The following is a 21,389-nucleotide window of genomic DNA, read 5'->3' as shown; positions in this document are numbered from 1 at the left end:
ACTATTCGGTTCTCCAAATGGCTATACCCATTATATTCCTTGATAAACAGAAGAAGCAACCGAGCGGTCACTTCCTCTGTCGTTCTGTTCAGTTGAGGTTATTTGCAGAAAATATGCTTGCCGATGGTTTTCACCTGCGGGCGTGTCCAAATCCATTTGGACGTAGCCGTTTCGGGGTTAAAATAATATTCGCAGCCGCCGGTAGGGTCCATGCCGTTGATGGCATCCCGGACTGCTTTTTTGGCGGTTTCATTTGGCGTAAGCCAGATTTGACCGTCCGCAACAGCGGTAAACGCACCGGGCTGGAAAATGACGCCGGAAACGGTATTCGGGAAGCTGGCCGAATCCACCCGGTTCAGAATGACCGCCGCAACGGCCACCTGACCGATATAAGGCTCGCCGCGGGATTCGCCGTAAACGGCGTTAGCCATCAGATCGAGGTCGGATTTGGAAAATCCTTTGTGCGTCGTCGGCGTCAGATTCGATCCGGAAGCGGCCGTGCCGCCTTGATTGCCCTGGTTAGCTTGTCCTGCCGCATTGCCTGTGTTGCCGGCTTCAGCCGCGGTCGGCTTCCAGTTCTTTGTGGCTTCCCACAGCTTAAGCTTGGTTTTGGGGCCCACATGGCCGTCCACTTTCAAACCGAACTCGCTTTGAAACCATTTTACAGACCGGAGTGTTCTCCAGCCGTAATCGCCGTCTACATTCCCCGTGTAAAATCCGAGAAACTTGAGCCTTCCCTGCAGCTCATTGACATCGGAGCCTTTGGCTCCATAACTGATAAGATTCTTGCTGAATGTGGCTTCAGTCGTGAAGTTCTGCTTAATTTGCAGAGCCGCAAACAGTGTAAATACGACGCAAACCGTGATGGCGATCAAACGTTTGTTCATGCGTTTATTCATGCTCCATTATCAACCTTTCTCTCATGATGACTGGCTGTTAGTGATTATTATGAGAAAGGAGGAAACGTTCTATGCAAGAAAAACGCCCTGCCGTAAACCCGGCAGGGCGTCCTTGAACTTGGATCAGGAACTCATGCGATTGTGCTGGAATTGCTCCAATGAAATGAGAACTTCACGCGGCTTGCTTCCTTCATGCGGCCCGACGATTCCATTGGATTCCATCGAATCGATGAGCCGTCCCGCGCGCGCATAGCCGATGCGCATCCGCCTTTGAAGCAGAGAAGCCGAAGCCTGCTTGGCTTCGATGACAATCTGAACGGCCTGATCGTAGAGTTCGTCCCCGAACTCGTCCTGCTGCTCCGGCTGATCTTCCACCTGAGGCACCATATCTTCGCGGTAATTCGCTTCCTGCTGAGTCCGAACGAAATTGACTACCGTCTCGACCTCCTGATCGGAAAGGAAAGCTCCCTGAACACGGACGGGCTTGGAGGCTCCGACAGGCAGATATAACATGTCGCCGCGGCCGAGAAGCTTCTCGGCCCCCACCATGTCCAAAATCGTCCGCGAGTCTACCTGAGAAGATACCCCGAAGGCGATCCGCGAAGGAATATTGGCTTTAATAACGCCGGTGATGACATCCACGGACGGGCGCTGGGTCGCAATAATCAGATGGATGCCTGCCGCTCGCGCCATCTGAGCCAGCCGGCAGATGGCGTCTTCCACATCGTTGGCAGCCACCATCATCAGATCGGCCAGCTCGTCCACGATGACCACAATGTACGGAAGGGGCGCTTCCGTACCGTTTTCGATCAGCATGGCATTGTAGCCCTCGATATTCCGCGTACCGCTCTTGGAGAAAAGCTCGTACCTCTTCTCCATCTCGACGACGACCTTCTTGAGGGCAAGCGATGCCCTTCGCGGATCAGTGACGACCGGGGCCATCAGATGCGGAATGCCGTTATACACATTGAGCTCGACCATCTTAGGGTCGACCATCAGAAACTTGACTTCGTTGGGCTTGGCCTTGTAAAGAATACTCGTAATAATCCCGTTGATACAGACGGACTTACCGGAACCCGTAGCGCCCGCTACGAGCAAATGGGGCATCTTCGCCAGGTTGCCGACAATCGGCTGTCCGGAAATATCCCTGCCCAAGGTTACGGATAATCTGGAGCTGGCTTCCTGGAAGGCCGATGTTTCCATCACCTCGCGCATCGTAACGACGGATACTTCGGAATTCGGCACTTCGATGCCGATGGCGGATTTGCCGGGAATCGGCGCTTCCATCCGGATATCTTTGGCGGCCAGGGCCAGCGCGATGTCATCCGTCAGACTGACGATCCGGCTCACCTTCACCCCTACGTCGGGCTGAATTTCATACCGGGTCACCGCAGGTCCGCGGACGACTTCCAGCACCTTCGCACGCACGCCGAAGCTTTCCAGCGTGGCTTCGAGCTTGCGGGCGTTGGCCTTGTAATCCGCCATCTCGGAGCCCTTGCCCGCCGCCGGTTTCGTAAGAAGCGTCAAAGACGGCAGGTCGTAAGGCGGGAGAACCGGCGGCACGGCTGTGTCGACCAGTTGAAGTTCATCCACAGCTTCAAGCTGCTCATCGGCCGGAATCTGCTCTCCGCTTGCGGAAGGGGCCGCTTTAGCGTTCACAGCCAAAGCTGCGGGTCCTACGGCACCTTCCGTTACCGAAGAGGAGGGTACGACCTTTTCTTCCTTCTGCACCTGCTCTTGAAAGTCCCTGAAAACGGTGGAAAACTCCCGGTCGGTTTGAGGTTCATCGTCCTTGTCCGGCGCTGCAGGATCTCTATCGGAATCGACCTTATATACGACCTTCTCCTCGGAATAACCGCCGGCGCCGCCGGAAACCGCCAAATCGTCCTCGTCCTGATCGTCTTCCTGCTGCGGACCGGGCTGTTTTAACAGCTGAAGGAAACGGGGTTTCTTCCTCTTGGGATCCGGACGGTATACTTCCTCGTCGAATTCGTCGTCATAAGGAAAGTCAGGCTCTTTGTAGGTTCGTTCGCTTTTGCTCGCGGAAACGGCAGCCTTCCCCTTTGTTTTAGCCGCAGAGGAAGTTCTGCCTTTGCCGCGCTGCATATTTTGGAATTTCTTTTCCAGCAACGTAAAAAAGCGTTTCACGCGCGCACGCAGCTTTTGAACGGCTTCCACGTAAGACAAGTTCGTAACCATAATAAGCCCGATGGCGAATAAAGCGAACTGTACAAGGCGCGCACCCATGTTGTCGAACAAAAAATACAGCAGGCTGTAGACGATCGCTCCGATCATCCCTCCGCCCACATCGTTCAAAAGAATTTTGCCGTTTGCGGGCTGCAGACCCTGCTTCAGAGCTTCCCATGTCACGGATAGAATCGTGGTCGCTTCGTAGTTTTTTTCAGGAAAAAGAGCTTGGAATAAATTAATATGATTCATGACAAGAAGACCCGTCACAATTAACAAAACCCCGGTTTTGCGGGTTGTCCATCGTGAGGGCCAGGAACGCTTCACCATAACATGCAGTGCTATGTATATGCAGATCAGCGGGATCAGAAAATCCCACGTACCGATGAAAAAGCGGCAAACGTAATGAAACGAACGTCCCACATGACCTTCTCTGGCCAGCGCAATCACCGAGAAAATCAGGATTAAAATACCGTACAGTTCAAACATGAGATTAGTCTTGACCGTCTTGCTTTTCTTACGGCGTTTTGCCACTCTATTCCACCTCCGATAAATCATTATACCACAGTTTCGGTAGGCGGAACACGGGCGGCAGTGCCTAGATCCCCTGGAGGCCGGGCACGTAATTAATCAGACTTCCTGGCGTAAAAAGCGGATTTAAGTAATGTTTTGGCTCCGGGCTGTAAAGCCGCACAATCCGCACCCGGCTCTCGTCGACAGCTTCCACCTGCATCAGGATGCCGCTGATTTCAACATCCCGGAAGCGGGGTTCGTATTCATCCCAGCCTTCGTAAACGACTTCATCCGGCAGGATCGTGTAGTGGGTCATGCCGTTCCGCCTCCCCGGGAACCTCGGCGTTCCTCGATTCTGCGGTTCAGTTCGGCGATTGCCTGCCCGATCCCTCCCACTTCATCGATCAATCCGTATTTAACGGCGTCTTGGCCGATAACCGTAGTTCCGATATCTCTGGTGAGCTCACCCGTTTTGAACATAAGCTCCTTGAACTGCTCTTCGGAGATTTTGGAATGCTTCGTGACAAAACGGGTTACCCTCTCTTGCATTTTCTCCAGGTATTCAAACGTCTGCAGCACACCGATGACAAGTCCCGTCAGCCGGATCGGATGAATCGTCATGGTAGCCGTCTCGGCGATAAAAGAACGGTTCGAGCTTACCGCGATCGGCACACCGATACTATGCCCGCCGCCCAGTACAAGGGTAACCGTAGGTTTCGAAATCGTTGCAAGCATCTCGGCGATAGCAAGCCCCGCTTCCACGTCGCCGCCAACCGTGTTCAAAATGACGAGAACTCCCTCGATTTTCGGATTTTGTTCGGCAGCTACCAGCTGAGGAATCAGGTGCTCGTATTTCGTCGTTTTGTTTTGCGGCGGCAGTACGATATGCCCTTCTACCTGACCGATGATGCTCATGCAGTAGATATTCGACTCACCGGCCGGCGTGTTGATTTGCCCGAGCTGCTGGATTGTTTCTACCGCTGCCAGCTTCTTCTGTTCCTCCGTGGGCTGCTCTTCGCTTCTGAAAGCGGGCGGCTCGTTAAAAGGAGCCGGGCTGGGAAACGGCGCCTGAGGACGCGGGTTGTAGTCGCTTGTAACGGAAGCGTCGGCTCTAAGCGCAGCCGTAGCTTCTCCCGGTTCTTCAAAATGAACCTGCTGCAGCGTAACGTTATCGGCTTCGTTAGCCGTTTCTTCCGCTGTATAGGAGGAATCGCTTTGTCTGAGGCCGTAGGGTGCCGGGCTAATTGTATGGGCAGTCACCTGCCCGTAAGAGCCTCTTGGAGCACCGCTTGTATAGGTGTGGTTCGTGTTGCCGCCTTGAGAAAATGCACTCTGTCCGGCACCCTGTTGACCTCTGTATCCGTTTCCTCTGTTGAAAGAGCCGCCGCTGCCCGCTGAAACATTCGCGTTCGCTTGCTGAAACGGATATTCGCTTCTGCCTGCATAGCGCTCCGAGGATACATCCGCCCCCGTGTAGGCGGGTCTATTCTGTTGTCCTTTATATCGATTTCCGTTTCCCATGGCTATTCCTCCTAATTGATCATCGAGGTTAGTGTGGGCAGGAACGCTATTACTTTATTCACCCCTCTTCTCAGGCTGCAATGAATGAGGTCCGGAAGCATTTAAAAAAGCCCTCTCCGGCAATGGAGAGAGCTTTGGTTTCGGTTGGGTTAAGTGACTAGTTTGAGAGACTAAACTTCCATGATAATCGGAAGAATCATTGGTCTTCTTCTGGTTTGTTCATATAAAAATCGTCCAAGCGCGTCTTTCACATGTGTTTTTAAAGACGCCCATTCGTTTACGTTATCATTCATTAATTTATTCAGCGTACTCGTCACGATACGATTCGCTTCGTCCAATAAACCTTCGGATTCGCGGACATATACAAAGCCGCGGGAAATGATGTCCGGACCGGAAAGAATGGTCCCATCCTGTTTGCTTAGTGTCACGACAACGACCAGAATGCCGTCTTGAGAAAGAAGCTTTCTGTCGCGCAGGACGATGTTACCTACATCTCCGACACCCAGTCCATCAATCAAAATGTTGCCTGCCTGGATTCTTGCACCCTTACGAGCTACACCACCCTGGATTTCAACGGTGTCCCCGTTATCCAGAATGAAGATATCTTCCTGGTCCACTCCGACGGATTCGGCAAGTTGACCGTGAAGACGAAGCATGCGGTATTCCCCGTGAATCGGAATAAAATATTTCGGCTTCATGAGGTTCAGCATAAGCTTGAGCTCTTCTTGGCTTCCGTGTCCGGAAACGTGTACGCCCGTCTTGGAGCCCGGTCCGTAGATGACGTCCGCACCCAAACGGAACAGTTCGTCTACCGTACGGCCGACATAGCGCTCGTTACCCGGAATAGGAGTAGCTGCAATGATTACCGTATCGCCTGGAAGAATGTCCACTTTACGATGAGTGGAGCGAGCCATACGGGTCAAAGCCGACATCGGCTCCCCTTGGCTGCCCGTACAGAGAACGACCACGCGGTCGGCCGCCATACGGTTTACCTCTTCCGGTTCAATCAGCATGCCGTCCGGAACGCGGAGATATCCGAGTTCCGAAGCGATCGACACCACGTTAACCATACTCCGCCCGATTACCGTAACTTTACGGCGGGTAGCCTCAGCTGCGTCGATAACCTGCTGAACACGGTGAATGTTCGAAGCGAAAGTCGCGATAACTACGCGCTGCTTGGCTTTGCGGAATACTTCCTCGATAGTAACGCCGACGCTTTTCTCAGAACCCGTAAACCCGGGTTTCTCGGCATTTGTGCTGTCGGAAAGAAGGGCCAGTACGCCTTTCTTTCCGATTTCGGCCATCCGGTGCAGGTCAGCATATTGATCATTAACCGGTGTCTGGTCGAATTTAAAGTCTCCGGTGTGCACGACGACTCCTTCGGGGGTTTCAAGAGCAACCCCGACGGAATCCGGAATGCTGTGGTTGGTTTTGAAGAACGTGGCTGTAATCGTTCCCAAATTAAGCTCGGAATCCGCATTGATCAGAATCCGCTTGGTTTCGCCAAGCAGATTGGCTTCTCTCAGCTTATTTTCCACAAGCCCAAGGGTAAGCCGCGTACCGTAAACAGGCACATTTAAGTGCCGCAGTACGTAAGGCAGCCCTCCGATATGGTCTTCATGGCCGTGAGTCAGCAAAATGCCGCGGACTTTGTCCTTATTCTCGAGCAGGTAGTTGATATCCGGAATGACAATGTCGATTCCAAGCATATCTTCTTCAGGGAACTTCAAACCGCTGTCGATAACCACAATATCATTCGCATACTGCACCACATACATATTTTTACCGATTTCGCCCACGCCGCCAAGGGCAAAAATCAGAACTTTATCGTTATTTTTCTTAGACAAAAAAGTAACCTCCTTGAATTCATTTGACGACGATTTTTATAATGAAACCGAACCAGTCACTTGCCACCATTATACAGGAAAGATCTACCCGATTACAAGTTGGTGCGTATATGATTTGTAGTCTCTCCTAAAATAACAAAACCGATGCCAGGCGGCACCGGTCGTAATAAGGAAATTTTTGCGATTGAATTAGAATAACGACGCCACGAAAGCTTGTTCCTGCTCACTTAAATCGACAAGAGGAAGGCGGACGCTGCCTGTGTTCACGCCCTTCAGATTAAGGGCGTACTTAACCGGAGCGGGACTCGGGGCGCAGAATAAACCGGTAAATACCGGGAGCAGTTTCGCGTTGAGCAGGGCCGCGCGTTTTACATCACCCGATGTATACGCTTCAACAAGCTCCTGCATCTCCCTGCCGACAACATGGCTCGCTACGCTGATTATGCCGTGACAGCCGACAGCCAGAGCGGGAAGTGTCATGCTGTCGTCGCCGCTGTATACCGTAAAACCCTCGGCCGCTCCGGCGGCTACGATCGTCAGCTGGTCGGTACCGGAACAATCCTTGGTAGCCACGATGTTCGGCACGTGGGAAAGCCTGATGGTCGTATCCGCATTGATATTGACGATCGAGCGGCCGGGAACGTTGTACAGGATAATCGGCACATCGACGGCTTCGGCGACGGCTTTGAAATGCTGATACAAGCCTTCCTGGCTGGGCTTGTTATAGTAAGGAGCGACGAGCAGGATCGCATCGACGCCGAGCTTTGCCGCTTCCCGCGATAACTCGATCGTGTGGTTCGTGTTGTTGCTGCCGGTTCCCGCAATAACTTTGCACCGCCCGTTCGCATGCTTAACGACGGCTTCAACCATTCTTAGCTTCTCTTCGTCCGTCAGGGTCGGCGATTCGCCGGTCGTTCCGCAAACAACCAGCCCTTCGCTGCCCTGCTCGTCAATCAGGTAATCGACCAGGGGGCCCACCTGCTCCCAATCGATTTCCAGCTGTTCGTTTAAGGGAGTTACCATTGCTGTAATTACTCTTCCGAAGTCCAAAATTCCCGCCTCCTACGTGTGCTTTTTGCCTATTTATGCAGTTGGAACGATTTATGAAGTGCTCTTACCGCGCTAACCATATCTTCCCCGTGCACCAGGCACCAGATAGTAGTGTTGGAGTCCGCGGATTGCAGGATACGGATGTTCTCTTCCGTAAGCGCCTCGACGATCTTGGCCATAACGCCCGGAACCCCGTTCATACCGCCTCCGATGACGGATACTTTAGCGCATCCACTCAGTGAAGTGGGCTTATAGCCGAGCTCGCGCAGCAGTTCAAGCGCTTTTTCTGCCACGTGATCGAAGACCGTATAAACAACCCCCGAAGGATTTACGTTAATAAAATCGACGCTGATGCTGTGCTGCGCCATCGTTTTGAATACTTGAAGCTGAAGATCGTATTGGCCTTCCGCCGCAGGCACTTGAATTTGTGTAATGTTCCCGAAATGGGCGATACCCGTCACATGACGGTCTTCGACCCGTTTCTCCGCCCCGTACAAGGAGTCGGGGTTGGTCACGAGCGTGCCTTCCTCCTTGGAGAAAGTCGAACGTACCCGGACCGGGACGTTCGCCTGCATCGCCACTTCCACCGCGCGAGGATGAATCACTTTGGCCCCGTTGTGGGCCATGTTGCAAATTTCCGCGTAACTTACACGCGTTAAAGGTCTGGCGTCTTCAACGATACGCGGATCTGCCGTCAGAATGCCGTTAACGTCGGTAAAAATGTCCACGACTTCGGCTTTGAGCGCCCCGCCGATCGCGGTAGCGGACGTGTCGCTTCCTCCGCGTCCGAGCGTCGTAAACTCATGATCGGCCGTCTGTCCCTGAAACCCGGCGACAATTACGACCTCGCCCCGGTCCAGATGCTCCAGAATCCGCTTCGGCTGAACCGAAACAATCTGGGCATTGCCGTAGGCGTCATTCGTTTCGATCCCCGCCTGGCCGCCTGTCAGAACGACCGCCGGAATGCCTTCCGCTTGAATCAGGCTGCACAAATTGGCTGCGGAAATCCATTCTCCGCAGCACATCAACAAATCCCTCTCCCTTGCAGGGAGCAGGTCTCCATTCTGCCGGATCAAACCGAGCAGAGTATCGGTAGCATAAGGCTCTCCCTGCCGCCCCATCGCAGATACAACCACGACAAGCTGACAATCCTCGCTGCGCGCAGCTTGGATATGTTCCAGCACATGTTTTCTGGCTTCAGGCGTGGACAGGGAAGTGCCGCCAAATTTTTGAACTCGAATACGCATATCCTTCCCTCTTTTCCTATTCGCTTTTCTTGTCGATGTTTAATCATGATGCGAGCAATCGGCACCGTCTGATGACGATGCCGATTGTGTGAGTTTACTTGTTCTGTGCAAAATATTCCGCGATCTGTACCGCATTCCAGGCCGCGCCCTTCAGCAGGTTATCGGATACGATCCACAGGTTAAGCGCGCGTTTGTTGTGAAGATCACGGCGTACACGCCCTACGAACGTTTCCAGTTTACCGGCCGCTTCGGTTGCAAGCGGGTACTGCTGCTCCTGCGGGTTGTCAACGAGTACGATACCCGGTGCGCCCGCAAGAAGGCTGCGCACTTCTTCAAGCTCGAAGTCTTCCTTCAATTCCACGTAAACCGATTCGGAGTGACCGTATACGACGGGAATCCGTACGCAGGTTGCCGTAACTTCAAGGGATTCGTCGTTCATAATCTTCTTCGTTTCGTTAATCATCTTCATTTCTTCATTCGTAAACCCGTTATCCAGAAATTTATCGATCTGCGGGATCGCATTGAACGCAATCTGATGTTTAACGGGAAGGGAACCGACCGGCAGAATGTCCGGGTTCACCGGATTGCCCGCCAACGATTCACGGGATTGGCGAAGCATCTCATCAATCGCTTTGCTGCCTGCTCCGGATACGGCTTGGTATGTAGATACGATGATTTTGGAGATGCCGAAACGATCATAGAGAGGTTTCAGGGCAGCCACCATTTGAATCGTGGAGCAGTTAGGGTTGGCGATAATGCCTTTATGCTTGTGAACCTCTTCAATGTTAACTTCCGGCACGACAAGCGGTGTTTCCGGATCCATGCGGAAGGCATTCGTGTTGTCGATACAGATCGTACCGCCGGCAGCCGCAATCGGAGCGAGTTCTTTACTCACGTCGCCGCCTGCGCTGAACAGGGCGATGTCTACCCCTTTAAAGCTGTCCGGCGTTGCCGCTTCAACCGTGATGTCTCTGTCTTTGAAACGAATTTTCGTACCCGCGGAGCGCGGGGACGAAAGAAATTTTAATTCCTTAATGGGGAAATTGCGTTCATCGAGTAAGCGAATAATTTGTTCTCCGACGGCGCCGGTTGCGCCGACTACTGCTACGTTAAAAGTTTTTTCATTAGACATGTCGTTTGCTCCCCCATTATTTAAATGATCTATAATTAAGAATATTGAAATCGCTCAATAATCATCGGCTGGAGCTGTTTGCCATTCAGGGCCGCTTCGCATGTCTCCGAAATCAAATCCATTCGGGCGACAAGTGAATTCGGCTTCGCTTCCGGCGCATCCTGGCCGAACGGGACAAAATAAATGTTCTTCGTAACGAGCAATTTCGCAATATTCGCGGAATTCAGTCCGAGCCCGTCATTAGTAGAAATGGCCAGTACAAGCGGACGATGATTGCGCATCTGTGCTTTAGCGGCCATTAGGACTGGGCTTTCCGTCATTGCATTCGCGAGCTTGCTTGTCGTATTGCCCGTGCAGGGGGCGATTACCATGACGTCGAGCTTCTTGGAAGGCCCGAGCGGTTCCGCTTCGACAATTGTCGTAATGGGATCGCTGCCAGTCATGTCTTTGAGCTGCTTCTGCCAATCGACGGCCTTGCCGAATCTCGTATCCGTCGTCAAAACGGATTGGGAGACGATCGGTACAACCGCGGCGCCCGCGTCTATGAATCTTTGAATCTGCGGCATAATCTCTTCCAAGGTGCAGTGAGAACCTGTCAACGCAAACCCTACCGTTATCCCGTTCCAGTTCATTCCGGACCACTCCCATTCCTGATGTCTTCCACCATCAACTGACTCAGCGTATTCGCCAAAATCCGACCAGCTGTTTTCGGTGCGACGATCCCGGGTAGGCCTGGAGCGAGCATCGCCTTAATCCCCCTCTTCTCGGCAAAACGGAAGTCCATTCCGCCCGGCTTGGAAGCTAGGTCGATTAATACCGCGCGATGCGGGATATTCGTTATTATTTGCGCTGTGACTATCATAGTCGGAATTGTGTTAAAAAGCAAGTCAATATTCGCCACTTCCTGATAGAGTTCGCGGGTATAAAACGGCGTAAAACCCATCTCCAAAGCTCTGGCAAAATGCTCCGGTTTTCGCACTCCGACCTTCACTTTTGCTCCCAGTCCTTGAAGGGTTCGAGCCATCGTTAAACCGGTTCTTCCGAACCCCAAAACCATCGATTGCGAACCGTGAATCGTAATGTCCGTATTCTGAATGGCAAACATCAAAGCGCCTTCCGCCGTCGGAATCGAATTGTAGATCGCCACGTCATCCCGCTCGAGAAGCTCGACCAGTTTAAGACCCTGCGATGCGCAAAGCTGCTTCAAATAAGTTTTCGCCATACCCGTATAGATCACGGCATGTTTTGGGAGTGCGCCCAGCAGATCCGGCGTGAGCGTCAGTTCATTGCCGGAAAAAATACTTTCCACACGCCCTTGTTCATCCGTACCCACAACCGGCAAAACGAGCGCGTCGGCTTTCTCCAGCGCTTCGGGTGAAAGCTGCTTGGTTGCCGCTCCCGCGAATGGCTTCTGCAAATTGTCGAATCCGATTAAAGTCACGGACGCATCGAGCTCGATCAGCTTATCGATCACTTCAAGCTGACGGGCATCGCCGCCGATAAAAATTACTTCCGCTCCGGTGAGCATACTGTTTCCGTTCCTCCCTTACGTGCATCCGTCTCGATAACATACAGTATGCCGCCGCCTACCGAAGGGTGACATCCGCTTGCCGGGCATCCGCACCTTACGGCTTATCCCTTTTTTCAAGGCGCACTCCGGCAAACGGACATAAAAAAAAAGCCTCATATCAGCTTCAAACTGATAGAGGCTCTTCTTCATTAAAGTTTTACCTTGCAAGGTTAATGATCTAGACCGATAAGAACATCCGCGGTCCGCCAACGGTGGCGGCCAAGCCTGGACCGTTCCCGGTTCCCGCCTGTAATCCGGCAGGAACGCAGGTTATTTCCGCGCTTCGGTGGTCAGCCCGGTATGCCCGAAGCCTCCGGCGCCGCGCGTGGTATCATCCAGTTCGTCCACTTCCGTCAATAGGACGGCCGGCACGAGCTGGAACACCATCTGCGCGATTCTTTCGCCGCGCCGGATCGTGAATGTCTCCTGACCATGATTGATCAGGAGCACTTTGACTTCGCCGCGGTAGTCCGCGTCGATCGTGCCCGGCGAATTCAGCGTGGTGATGCCGTGCTTGTAGGCCAGTCCGCTCCGCGGGCGGATCTGGGCTTCAAGCTCTACGGGCATCGCCAGCGCGAACCCCGTCGGAACGAGCGCCCGCTCGCCGGGGGCCAGGTCGAGGGGTTCGATATTCGCCGCGTGCAGATCGAAGCCGCTCGCCGCGGCGGACATTTTCTCCGGCAGCGGAAGACCTTCGCTGCCGGGCAGGCGTTTAATGCGGACGGGGAATGCAGGTATGTTATTTTCCAAGAAGCTCATCTCCTCTGATTGTCTGCAAAGCCTCGTCGCGGCTGCCGACCATCGCAATGGCGAATGGCTTGGAGAACAGCTTGCGGGTCAAGGCGTGGATATGCTCCATTTCAACGCTTTCGATCCGGTTGATCATTTCGTCGAGCGTGTAATGCCTTCCGGTCATCAGCTCGTTTTTGCCGATCCGGTTCATCCGGCTGTTGGTGCTTTCCAGACTGAGAATCAGGCTGCCTTTCAGCTGTTCCTTGCCTTTTCTCAGCTCCGCATCCGTCATGCCCTTCTCCGCGATATCGTGCAGCATTTCGATCGTCACCTTCAGAACTTCCTCCGTTTGTTTCGGAGCTGTTCCCGTATAGATCGTAAATACCCCGTTGTCGATATGAGAAGAATGATAGGAATACACCGAATAGGCCAGTCCCCGCTTCTCGCGGATTTCCTGGAACAACCTGGAGCTCATGCCTCCGCCGATCGCGTTATTGAGCAGCACCATCGGGTAGAGGTTCTCTTCACGAAGAGAAAGACCCGGGAGCGACAGGCAGATATGATTCTGTTCCGTCGTCTTGGACTGGAAAACACGCTCGCTCATAAACGCGGGCTCTTCCTGGTTCTGCTGCGTACCCGAAACGTTGAAATGACCGAAATGCTTCTCCAGCAGTTCGAACACGCTATCGTCGATGTTCCCCGCCACGGCAATGACGGTATTCTCAATGGTGTAGCATTCTTTCATATAAGCCCGCAGATCGTTTGGCTTCATCCCGGACAAATGCGCCTGCGTTCCCAAAATGGTGTACCCCAGCGGGTGGCTGCCGTAGGCCGCTTTTGCAACGAGATCGTGAACCAGATCATCGGGAGTATCTTCATACATGGCGATTTCTTCGAAAATGACGTTCTTTTCTTTCTCCAGCTCTTCTTCATTAAAGACAGAATTAAAAAACATATCGGATAAAATATCTACCGCAATGCCGAGATGCTCGTCAAGCACCTTGGCGTAATAGCATGTATATTCTTTGGATGTGAAAGCATTCACATTCCCTCCGATCCCGTCGAACACTTCCGCAATGTCTTTCGCGCTATGACGCTCTGTGCCTTTAAAGAGCATATGTTCGATAAAATGGGAGATTCCGTTATTCAGCTGAGTTTCGTTCCGGGAACCGGTTTTTACCCAGATTCCGATCGCTACCGAACGGCAGGTCGGAATTTTCTCGGTCACGACTCTGAGCCCGTTATTTAAATGGGTTTTATTCACCAAGCTGTTCCTCCTCAAATGTACGCACAATGGGGTCCGCTTAGGAGCCCTTAAGTTCAACTTTGATTTTAACAAAAATGTCGAAGTGACTCAACCTGACCGCTCGTCACCCGCTTGGCCCGCTCCCGGAGCAGGGGCCGATATCCGCTGCGGAGACAGCGTTTCGCTTACCGATCCCAGCTGCAGCCCCCTGCTTTTGATAATTGAAATCATTTCGGGCAGCGCGCTGCTGGAAGACTGGGTCGGATGCATCAGGATGAGCGAGCCCGGCTCTATATTTTTGCGGACTTTGGCAAGAATCGCGGGGGCGCCGGGGTTTTTCCAGTCAACCGTGTCGAGCGTCCACATAACGGTCTTTAGCTTAAGCTCCGCGGCTATTTTCACCGTTTCGGCATCAAAGTCTCCCGAGGGGGGAGCAAAAAGAACATTGGTGACACCAAGTTCCTTTTTCAGCAGCTCCTCGGTTTTCACAATTTCCTCATACGCTTTGGAGCGGCTGAGCGTGCTCATATTTTTGTGGGAATACGCGTGATTGGACAATTCGTGTCCCTGTTTCTGAATTTCTTTGGCAATGTCCACATGCTTCTTAAGCCAGCTTCCATCGAAAAAGAATGTGGCTCTCACATTTTCTTTGCGGAGCGTCTCCAGCATTGACGGAAGGAACTCCTCCCCCCAGGCCACATTGATCATGAAGGAAACCATCGGTTTTTTGGGGTTGCCTTTGTAAATAGGCTCCGGCGGAAGGTCGTTCAAGTTGACTTGAGGCGAAACTTGCTTCATAACGAAAGGCAGTTTGTCTCCCGCCCCATTCTTTTTGGCCGCCTCGTAGGTCTTGTCGATGTCGACTTCCAACCCGTTATAACCCGGCACCGCTTTCCATACTCTGTCCACTTTCGCATTGATCGGGGCGATGTACAAACCTTTCGCTTCTTCCCTAATCCTTGCGAGCAAAGCGTCCTCTGCCTGCTGTGCGGTCTTGCCGTTATTCTCAGGTCCTTCCGCATTATTGGAAAGCTTCGTCTGTGTTTGGATGGAAGGCTGCTTTCCTTGCCGGATCTCTCCCACAAAGGTATGTACACTTTCGCTTTGCAGCAGTATCCATATACACCCGGCCGTTATACCGCCAAGCAGCGCCAGCTTCTTTTTTTGCATGAGATTCCGACTCCTCCGTAAAGATTATGTCAGAGTTTATGCAAAGCCGGACAGGGTTATGACTTGGACGATACGGCCGCGCACGTAAAAATTCGGTTTAAACATGCAAAAAAGAGACAGAATGATCTGGCTCTTTGTATGTTTTGTTGCGATTCGGTTATTAGGATTGAGTGGAAACTTCGTTGTTCACGAGCGTTGCTTTGCGGGACAGGTTAACGCGTCCTTGATTGTCGATTTCCGTGACTTTAACGGTAATCGTATCGCCGACTTTAACGACATCCTCCACTTTGGCAACCCGTTCGGTAGACAGCTGGGAAATGTGGACGAGTCCTTCTTTACCCGGCAGCACTTCTACGAAAGCTCCGAACTTCTCCACGCGTTTTACCGTACCGAGGTAAGTTTCGCCGACAACGACGTCGCGTACGATACCTTCGATAATCTGCTTGGCACGTTCGTTCATCTCCGCATTGGACGAAGCGATAAAGACTTTGCCGTCCTGCTCGATGTCAATCTTAACGCCGGTTTCTTCAATAATTTTGTTGATGATCTTGCCGCCTGCTCCGATCACGTCACGGATCTTATCCGGGTTGATCTGCATCACGACAATTTTAGGTGCGTATGCGGAAAGTTCTTTCTTAGGTTCCGAGATGCGCTCGAGCATTTTGTTCATGATGAACGTACGGCCTGCCTTAGCCTGATCCAGGGCCTGCTTCAAAATGTCGCGATTGATTCCGTCAATCTTGATGTCCATTTGAAGAGCGGTAACCCCTTTGGATGTACCTGCCACTTTAAAGTCCATATCCCCGAGATGATCTTCCATCCCTTGAATATCCGTCAGAATGGAGAAATGCTCTCCCTCTTTAATAAGACCCATGGCGATACCCGCAACCGGAGCTTTGATCGGAACACCCGCATCCATCATAGCCAGCGTGGAAGCGCAAATGCTTGCCTGGGAGCTCGAACCGTTGGATTCCAGAACTTCCGAAACGAGACGGATCGTATACGGGAACTCGGCTTCGCTCGGAATCACGTACGAAAGCGCGCGTTCTCCGAGAGCGCCATGTCCGATTTCGCGGCGACCCGGCGGACGAAGCGGTCTTGCTTCCCCTACGCTGAACGGCGGGAAATTGTAGTGGTGCATAAAGCGTTTGGTTTCTTCGAGATCCAAACCGTCGAGGATCTGAACGTCGCCGAGCGCCCCGAGCGTACATACGCTTAACGCTTGCGTTTGTCCGCGTGTAAACAGTCCGGAACCGTGCGTGCGAGGCAGCAGATTAATGTCCACGTCGATCGGACGGATTTCATCCAGTGCGCGTCCATCCGGTCTTACCTTGTCATGCGTGATGAGGCGGCGGACTTCGTCTTTCACGATATCGTGAAGCACTTCCTTGACGTCTTTCAGCTTCTCCGGCGTTTCCTCATAGAGCGCCGTAAAATGCGCAACGGCATCCGCGTTGACCGCGTCGATGGCTTCTTGGCGCGCATGCTTCTCTTGTACCTTAATCGCTTCAACGAGACGGGCCTCGGCAAACTCGCGCACGGCTGCGTTGATATCGCCTGCCACCGTATGAAGCTTCACTTCCATTTTAGGAACGCCGGCTTCGGCAACGAGCTGCTCTTGAAGGGCGATCACTTTCTTGATCTCGTCATGCCCGAACATAATCGCTTCCAGCATAACGTCTTCCGGAACTTCGGCGGCGCCTGCTTCTACCATCATAATGGCATCCTTGGTACCTGCCACAACCAGATGTACGTCGCTCTTGTCTTCCTGCGCCGGCGTCGGGTTCACGACGAAGTTACCGTCGATGCGGCCTACAATGACGCCGCCCACCGGACCGCTGAACGGCACGTCGGAGATCGAAAGAGCCGCGGAAACACCGATCATAGCCGTAATTTCCGGCGGACATTCCTGATCCACGCTCATGACTACCGCGACGATCTGTACGTCGTTACGGAATCCTTCCGGGAACAGAGGACGGATCGGACGGTCAGTCAGACGGCTGGAGAGAATCGCTTTCTCGCTCGGACGTCCTTCTCTTTTGATAAATCCGCCCGGAATTTTGCCTGCCGCATATAAGCGCTCTTCATAGTTGACCGTCAGCGGGAAGAAATCAAGATCTTTCGGCTCGCTGGAAGCGGTCACGGTGCAGAGCACAACTGTATCGCCATAGCGGGCAAGTACCGCGCCGTTGGCTTGCTTGGCTAAACGACCGGTTTCAAGGATAAGCGGACGTCCGGCCAAGTCCATTTGCACACGTTTTTCCATACTAAACCTCCTAATTTTATCTCAAAACACGCGGGAATCGAACTATACCGCGCAAAATGGTTCCGATTCGGTAAAAACGGCAGGATTTGCGGGAACTCGTGCCTCCCGCATCACCTAATAATTCTGCGTATGTACAGTATTTCCTTCTTTGCAACGATTTAAAATACACAAAAAGCAACCCGGAGCCGCTGCGGAAGCTCGGCTCGGAGCCCACCACAGAGAACAGCAGGGTTGCTTTCTGAATGCGGATTTTATCTACGCAGACCGAGCTTTTCAATCAAAGCACTGTAGCGTTTAACGTCTTTGTTCTTAAGGTATGCCAACAGCTTGCGGCGTTGACCAACCATTTTAAGAAGTCCGCGACGGGAATGATGGTCTTTCTTGTGTGTACGGAAATGGCTCGTAAGGTTTACGATGTTTTCCGTCAGGATAGCAATTTGCACTTCGGGAGATCCCGTATCGCTTTCATGCGTTTTGTGCGTTTGAATCAGTTCCTGTTTACGCTCTTGAGTTAATGCCATCCCAATCACCTCCTATTCATATAATCGCCTATGGCCCAGAGTGCGTCGGTGAAGCGCGGCTCCGCGCCAAGGTTCGTAATTGAAGCTTACGGCAAAGCCGAAGCAACGTAAATCAGTATAGCATACATGATGGACAGAAGTAAATGCCAACGCCTACAGAATCTGCGCAAACTTCGCTTCAGCCGTCGCTACATCTCTTTTGAGCTGGGTGATCAGCTCATCGATGCCGTTAAACTTGCGCTCGGGGCGCAAATAATCGACAAATTCGACAAACACGGTGCTGCCGTAAATGTCCTGGTCGAAGTCAAGCAGATGCACTTCGAGCGACATGACTTCACCGCTGTGGAAGGTCGGCTTCGTTCCGATGTTCATAACAGCCCGGTACCAGCTTCCTCCCACAAACGCACGGACGGCGTAAACGCCGGAAGCGGGCACGAGAAAGTTCTCGGACATCTGCAGATTCGCCGTAGGAAATCCGAGCTGACGTCCGCGCTTATCGCCCGATACGACCACACCGCGGATTCCGTAACCTCTGCCGAGCAGTTCGGAAGCGGCCGGCGGATGGCCGGTCAATAACGCCTCTCTAATTGCCGTGGAGCTGACCTTGGCGCCGTTCATCCGGTACGGGCGGATCACCTCCACCGCAAAACGGCCATGTCCCAGCTCGCAGAGCGTATCGGGCGTTCCCCGGCCTTTGTAGCCGAACGTAAAGTCGAATCCGACTACGACGGTTTCAACGCCAAGCGCCTCGAGGACACGATCGACAAATTGCTGCGGAGAGGCCTGCATCAGCGCCGTATCAAACTTGAGCACGTACGTGCAGTCTACGCCAAGCTTCTCGAAGAGCTCCATCTTGTAGGAGGTCGGCGTCAGAAGCCGCGCATACTTCTCCTGGCCGAGCAGCTCCCGCGGATGCGGATCGAACGTCATGATCGCGGCCGGTACTCCCAGCTCGCGGGCATTCTCGACAGCGCGCTGGATAACTTCACGGTGTCCGAGATGCACACCGTCGAAATCGCCGATGGCGATGACCTTTTTACCGGCCAGCGGAAGAAGCTCCGCATTTTCGATGGGATAAGACAAATGAATGGTTTGCATGGGTACGAGTTCACCTACTATTCCTTGAACCGCTTTATACCGCCAGGGGTTAGAAGATTCCGGCCGAGGGCCGGCTTACTTACATCCTAATTAAAAACTTTGACCGGAGCAAGATGTCCTTCGGTCTCATTCCAAGAGAAGAGACCGATAAACCGTTTATGAGGATCATAGACACGGATAATTCCCGTCTGCTCTACTCCGGTTTCGCTGTCGTGGCTGCCGTGCAGAGCCGGCGTCTCATGGAGACGGACTTTGCGTCCCTGCAGGGCAAAAACGGACAGCTGCTCATTCAGCACGAGAGAAGGCAAATAATCGACAGCCTGGTCCGCCTGAATAATTTTTGTATCCAGAAGACCCTCCTCGCGCAAACGAGGGAGGTCTTCCAGTGCCACGCATTGCTCCAGTCCGATCCGTCCGGTGGAAGAGCGGACCAGCTCTTTCATCGCCGCCGGAACGCCCAAGGCTCTTCCTATATCCACACACAAGGTACGGATATAGGTGCCCTTCGAGCAGAGTACGCGGAAACGGACTTCCGGGTGATCCCGGTTCAGGTCCAGTTCGAGCAGCTCGATCTCGTAAATGGTTACGTTGCGGGCTTTACGCTCGACTTCCACGCCCGCTCTCGCCAGTTCGTAAAGCCGTTTTCCGTCGACCTTTACGGCGGAATACATCGGGGGAACCTGGCTGATCTCTCCGACGAACGACTGGATGACGGAACGGACCTTGTCCTCCGCAAGCTGAACGATCGGAACTTCTTCCAGCACGTTCCCGCTCAGATCTTCCGTGTCTGTGGCCAATCCAAAAACCATGGCTGCCTCATACTGTTTCGGCAGCTCCTGGATGTATTCGACCATGCGGGTTGCACGGCCGATACAAAGCGGCAACACGCCGGTAACCTCAGGATCAAGCGTACCGGTATGACCGATCCGCTTAATCCCAAGAAAACGGCGCGCTTTCGCTACCACATCGTGGGAAGTCATTCCCTTTGGCTTGAGGATTGGAAGTATTCCTTCTATCGTCATGGCAGTTTATTCCCTACTTCCTCTACAACCCGTCGGATGGCTTCCTCAATGGAGCCGTTAATCGTACAGCCGGCGGCGCGGACATGACCCCCGCCCCCGAACGACTGTGCGATCTGAGCCACATCCACCGCACCTGCGGAGCGCAGACTCACTTTAACCGCCGATGCATTTCTTTGTTTAAACAAGAGCCCGACTTCGACTCCCTCGACATTGCGGGCGTAATTGACCAGCCCGTCCATATCTTCGTTGGTGGCTCCCGTCGCTTCGATCACTTCGGTGGATACCGCAATCGTCGATATCCGTCCGTTTTTATGAAAATCAAGCGTCGCAAGCCCCTGCTGAAGAATACGAATCTGCTGGAAGGTCATTCTCTCCAGAAAAGCTTCGGCGAGTTCCGATCCTTTTACTCCCCATTCCAAAAGGTCTGCCGCTGTCTTCATCACTTTGGGTGTCGTGCTGGAATACCGAAAACCTCCCGTATCGGTCAGCAGGCCCGTATAAATACAGGTCCCGAAATCGGTGTCCGCTTCCATTTGAAGGTGCTTGGATAAATCATAAATAATTTCAACGGTTGCCGCGGCGGAAGCCTGTATGACGGAACATTCCCCGAAGCGGTCGTTAGTCGCATGATGATCGATATTGAGCAGCTTGGCATCGGGGGTGAATTTCTCGCTGACCCGGCCAATTCTTGAAAAATCGGCGCAATCCACACTTATGATCGTATCATAGGACAGGTGATCGGGCAGTTGGGACAAAGTCCGAATGCCGTCAAACCCCCAAAGCCTGCCGAATTTCTCCGGTATGTCCCCCTCGTTAGCAAGCGTATAGCGCTTTCCCATCCGGTCAAGCAGCCAAGCAATGGCTAAAGTAGAGGAAATGGCATCCCCGTCCGGCTGGACATGGGATACCACCAGGAAATCATTATGATCGTGCATGAATTGCTTTGCCGCCTCCAACTGCTCCAAGTAGCTGCCGGAGGCGCCGCCGCCTATAAACTGGCCCGCCGTCATTCAGCGGATTTCCCATCGTTAAGATCATGAAGCAGACTTTCGATCCGGCTTCCGTAATCAATCGATGTGTCGAATTTAAAGATAAGCTCGGGTACTTTGCGCAAACGGATTCTTTTGCCCAGCTCGGAACGGATATACCCGCTCGCACTGCTTAAGGCTTTCAAAGTTCCTTCCTTTTGCTCGTCCGTACCAAGCACACTGAGATAAACTTTGGCCTGAGACAGATCATTCGTTACGTCAACCCCGGTTACCGTAAGAAATCCGATGCGGGGGTCTTTAATTTCGCTCTGCAAAATTTGGCTGATCTCTTTCTTGACCTGCTCCCCCACTCTGCCTACACGAACTCTAGCCATAGCTG

At 52.8% G+C, this 21,389-nt stretch carries 19 protein-coding genes; all 19 read right to left on the bottom strand.

Annotation, left to right across the window (positions count from 1 at the left end; all coding sequences use genetic code 11):
- Positions 1–98: 98 nt before the first annotated feature.
- Positions 99–887, bottom strand: a complete 789-nt coding sequence (gene sleB / locus ACI48J_RS09970) for a spore cortex-lytic enzyme (protein ID WP_326052369.1) — start codon at positions 885–887, stop codon at positions 99–101.
- 135 nt (positions 888–1,022) lie between these two features.
- A complete protein-coding gene (locus ACI48J_RS09965) occupies positions 1,023–3,620 on the bottom strand; it encodes a DNA translocase FtsK 4TM domain-containing protein (protein WP_405082623.1) in 2,598 nt (865 codons plus the stop codon).
- A 64-nt stretch (positions 3,621–3,684) separates the two neighbouring features.
- Positions 3,685–3,915, bottom strand: a complete 231-nt coding sequence (locus ACI48J_RS09960; RefSeq protein WP_326052367.1) for a YlzJ-like family protein — start codon at positions 3,913–3,915, stop codon at positions 3,685–3,687.
- A complete protein-coding gene (locus ACI48J_RS09955) occupies positions 3,912–4,586 on the bottom strand; it encodes a ClpP family protease (RefSeq protein ID WP_170318685.1) in 675 nt (224 codons plus the stop codon). Before ACI48J_RS09955 ends, ACI48J_RS09960 begins: the two co-directional genes overlap by 4 nt.
- Before the next feature lie 704 nt (positions 4,587–5,290).
- Positions 5,291–6,967 (bottom strand): ribonuclease J, encoded by a 1,677-nt coding sequence (locus tag ACI48J_RS09950; protein WP_372007756.1) that lies wholly within the window; start codon positions 6,965–6,967, stop codon positions 5,291–5,293.
- Positions 6,968–7,156: 189 nt separating this feature from the next.
- Complete coding sequence (gene dapA, locus ACI48J_RS09945) at positions 7,157–8,017, bottom strand: 4-hydroxy-tetrahydrodipicolinate synthase (RefSeq protein WP_405082622.1); 861 nt, start codon at positions 8,015–8,017, stop codon at positions 7,157–7,159.
- A gap of 29 nt (positions 8,018–8,046) precedes the next feature.
- Entirely contained in the window at positions 8,047–9,264 is a 1,218-nt protein-coding gene (dapG, locus tag ACI48J_RS09940; RefSeq protein ID WP_405082621.1) for an aspartate kinase, read from the bottom strand.
- Between the two features lie 94 nt (positions 9,265–9,358).
- The gene (locus ACI48J_RS09935) at positions 9,359–10,396 is read right to left on the bottom strand and encodes an aspartate-semialdehyde dehydrogenase (RefSeq protein ID WP_405082620.1); all 1,038 of its coding nucleotides are present in this window, start codon (positions 10,394–10,396) and stop codon (positions 9,359–9,361) included.
- Positions 10,397–10,431: 35 nt separating this feature from the next.
- Positions 10,432–11,028, bottom strand: a complete 597-nt coding sequence (locus tag ACI48J_RS09930) for a dipicolinate synthase subunit B (RefSeq protein ID WP_009674970.1) — start codon at positions 11,026–11,028, stop codon at positions 10,432–10,434.
- Positions 11,025–11,924, bottom strand: coding sequence for a dipicolinate synthase subunit DpsA (gene dpsA / locus ACI48J_RS09925; RefSeq protein WP_326052361.1), 900 nt, complete (start codon positions 11,922–11,924; stop codon positions 11,025–11,027). The genes ACI48J_RS09930 and dpsA overlap by 4 nt, the downstream gene beginning before the upstream one ends.
- A gap of 312 nt (positions 11,925–12,236) precedes the next feature.
- Entirely contained in the window at positions 12,237–12,638 is a 402-nt protein-coding gene (gene dut, locus ACI48J_RS09920; protein ID WP_231392056.1) for a dUTP diphosphatase, read from the bottom strand.
- Positions 12,639–12,705: 67 nt separating this feature from the next.
- Positions 12,706–13,962, bottom strand: a complete 1,257-nt coding sequence (locus ACI48J_RS09915; RefSeq protein WP_326052358.1) for a pitrilysin family protein — start codon at positions 13,960–13,962, stop codon at positions 12,706–12,708.
- Between the two features lie 90 nt (positions 13,963–14,052).
- The gene (locus tag ACI48J_RS09910; protein ID WP_405082619.1) at positions 14,053–15,114 is read right to left on the bottom strand and encodes a polysaccharide deacetylase family protein; all 1,062 of its coding nucleotides are present in this window, start codon (positions 15,112–15,114) and stop codon (positions 14,053–14,055) included.
- 160 nt (positions 15,115–15,274) lie between these two features.
- Entirely contained in the window at positions 15,275–17,380 is a 2,106-nt protein-coding gene (gene pnp / locus ACI48J_RS09905) for a polyribonucleotide nucleotidyltransferase (RefSeq protein WP_405082618.1), read from the bottom strand.
- 251 nt (positions 17,381–17,631) lie between these two features.
- Positions 17,632–17,901 carry a 30S ribosomal protein S15 gene (gene rpsO, locus ACI48J_RS09900; RefSeq protein WP_009674959.1) on the bottom strand — a complete coding sequence of 90 codons (270 nt, stop codon included), beginning with the start codon at positions 17,899–17,901 and terminating at the stop codon, positions 17,632–17,634.
- Between the two features lie 153 nt (positions 17,902–18,054).
- A complete protein-coding gene (locus tag ACI48J_RS09895) occupies positions 18,055–18,999 on the bottom strand; it encodes a bifunctional riboflavin kinase/FAD synthetase (protein ID WP_016423449.1) in 945 nt (314 codons plus the stop codon).
- Between the two features lie 86 nt (positions 19,000–19,085).
- Complete coding sequence (gene truB / locus ACI48J_RS09890) at positions 19,086–20,021, bottom strand: tRNA pseudouridine(55) synthase TruB (RefSeq protein ID WP_405082617.1); 936 nt, start codon at positions 20,019–20,021, stop codon at positions 19,086–19,088.
- Positions 20,018–21,031 carry a bifunctional oligoribonuclease/PAP phosphatase NrnA gene (locus ACI48J_RS09885; protein ID WP_405082616.1) on the bottom strand — a complete coding sequence of 338 codons (1,014 nt, stop codon included), beginning with the start codon at positions 21,029–21,031 and terminating at the stop codon, positions 20,018–20,020. The genes truB and ACI48J_RS09885 overlap by 4 nt, the downstream gene beginning before the upstream one ends.
- Positions 21,028–21,384, bottom strand: coding sequence for a 30S ribosome-binding factor RbfA (rbfA, locus tag ACI48J_RS09880; RefSeq protein ID WP_009672009.1), 357 nt, complete (start codon positions 21,382–21,384; stop codon positions 21,028–21,030). Before rbfA ends, ACI48J_RS09885 begins: the two co-directional genes overlap by 4 nt.
- Between the last annotated feature and the right edge of the window lie 5 nt (positions 21,385–21,389).

The sequence above is a fragment of the Paenibacillus chitinolyticus genome, from assembly GCF_045038035.1.
Taxonomy (GTDB): Bacteria; Bacillota; Bacilli; order Paenibacillales; family NBRC-103111; genus Paenibacillus_F; species Paenibacillus_F chitinolyticus_A.
This window is presented reverse-complemented; position numbering and strand designations above follow the sequence as displayed.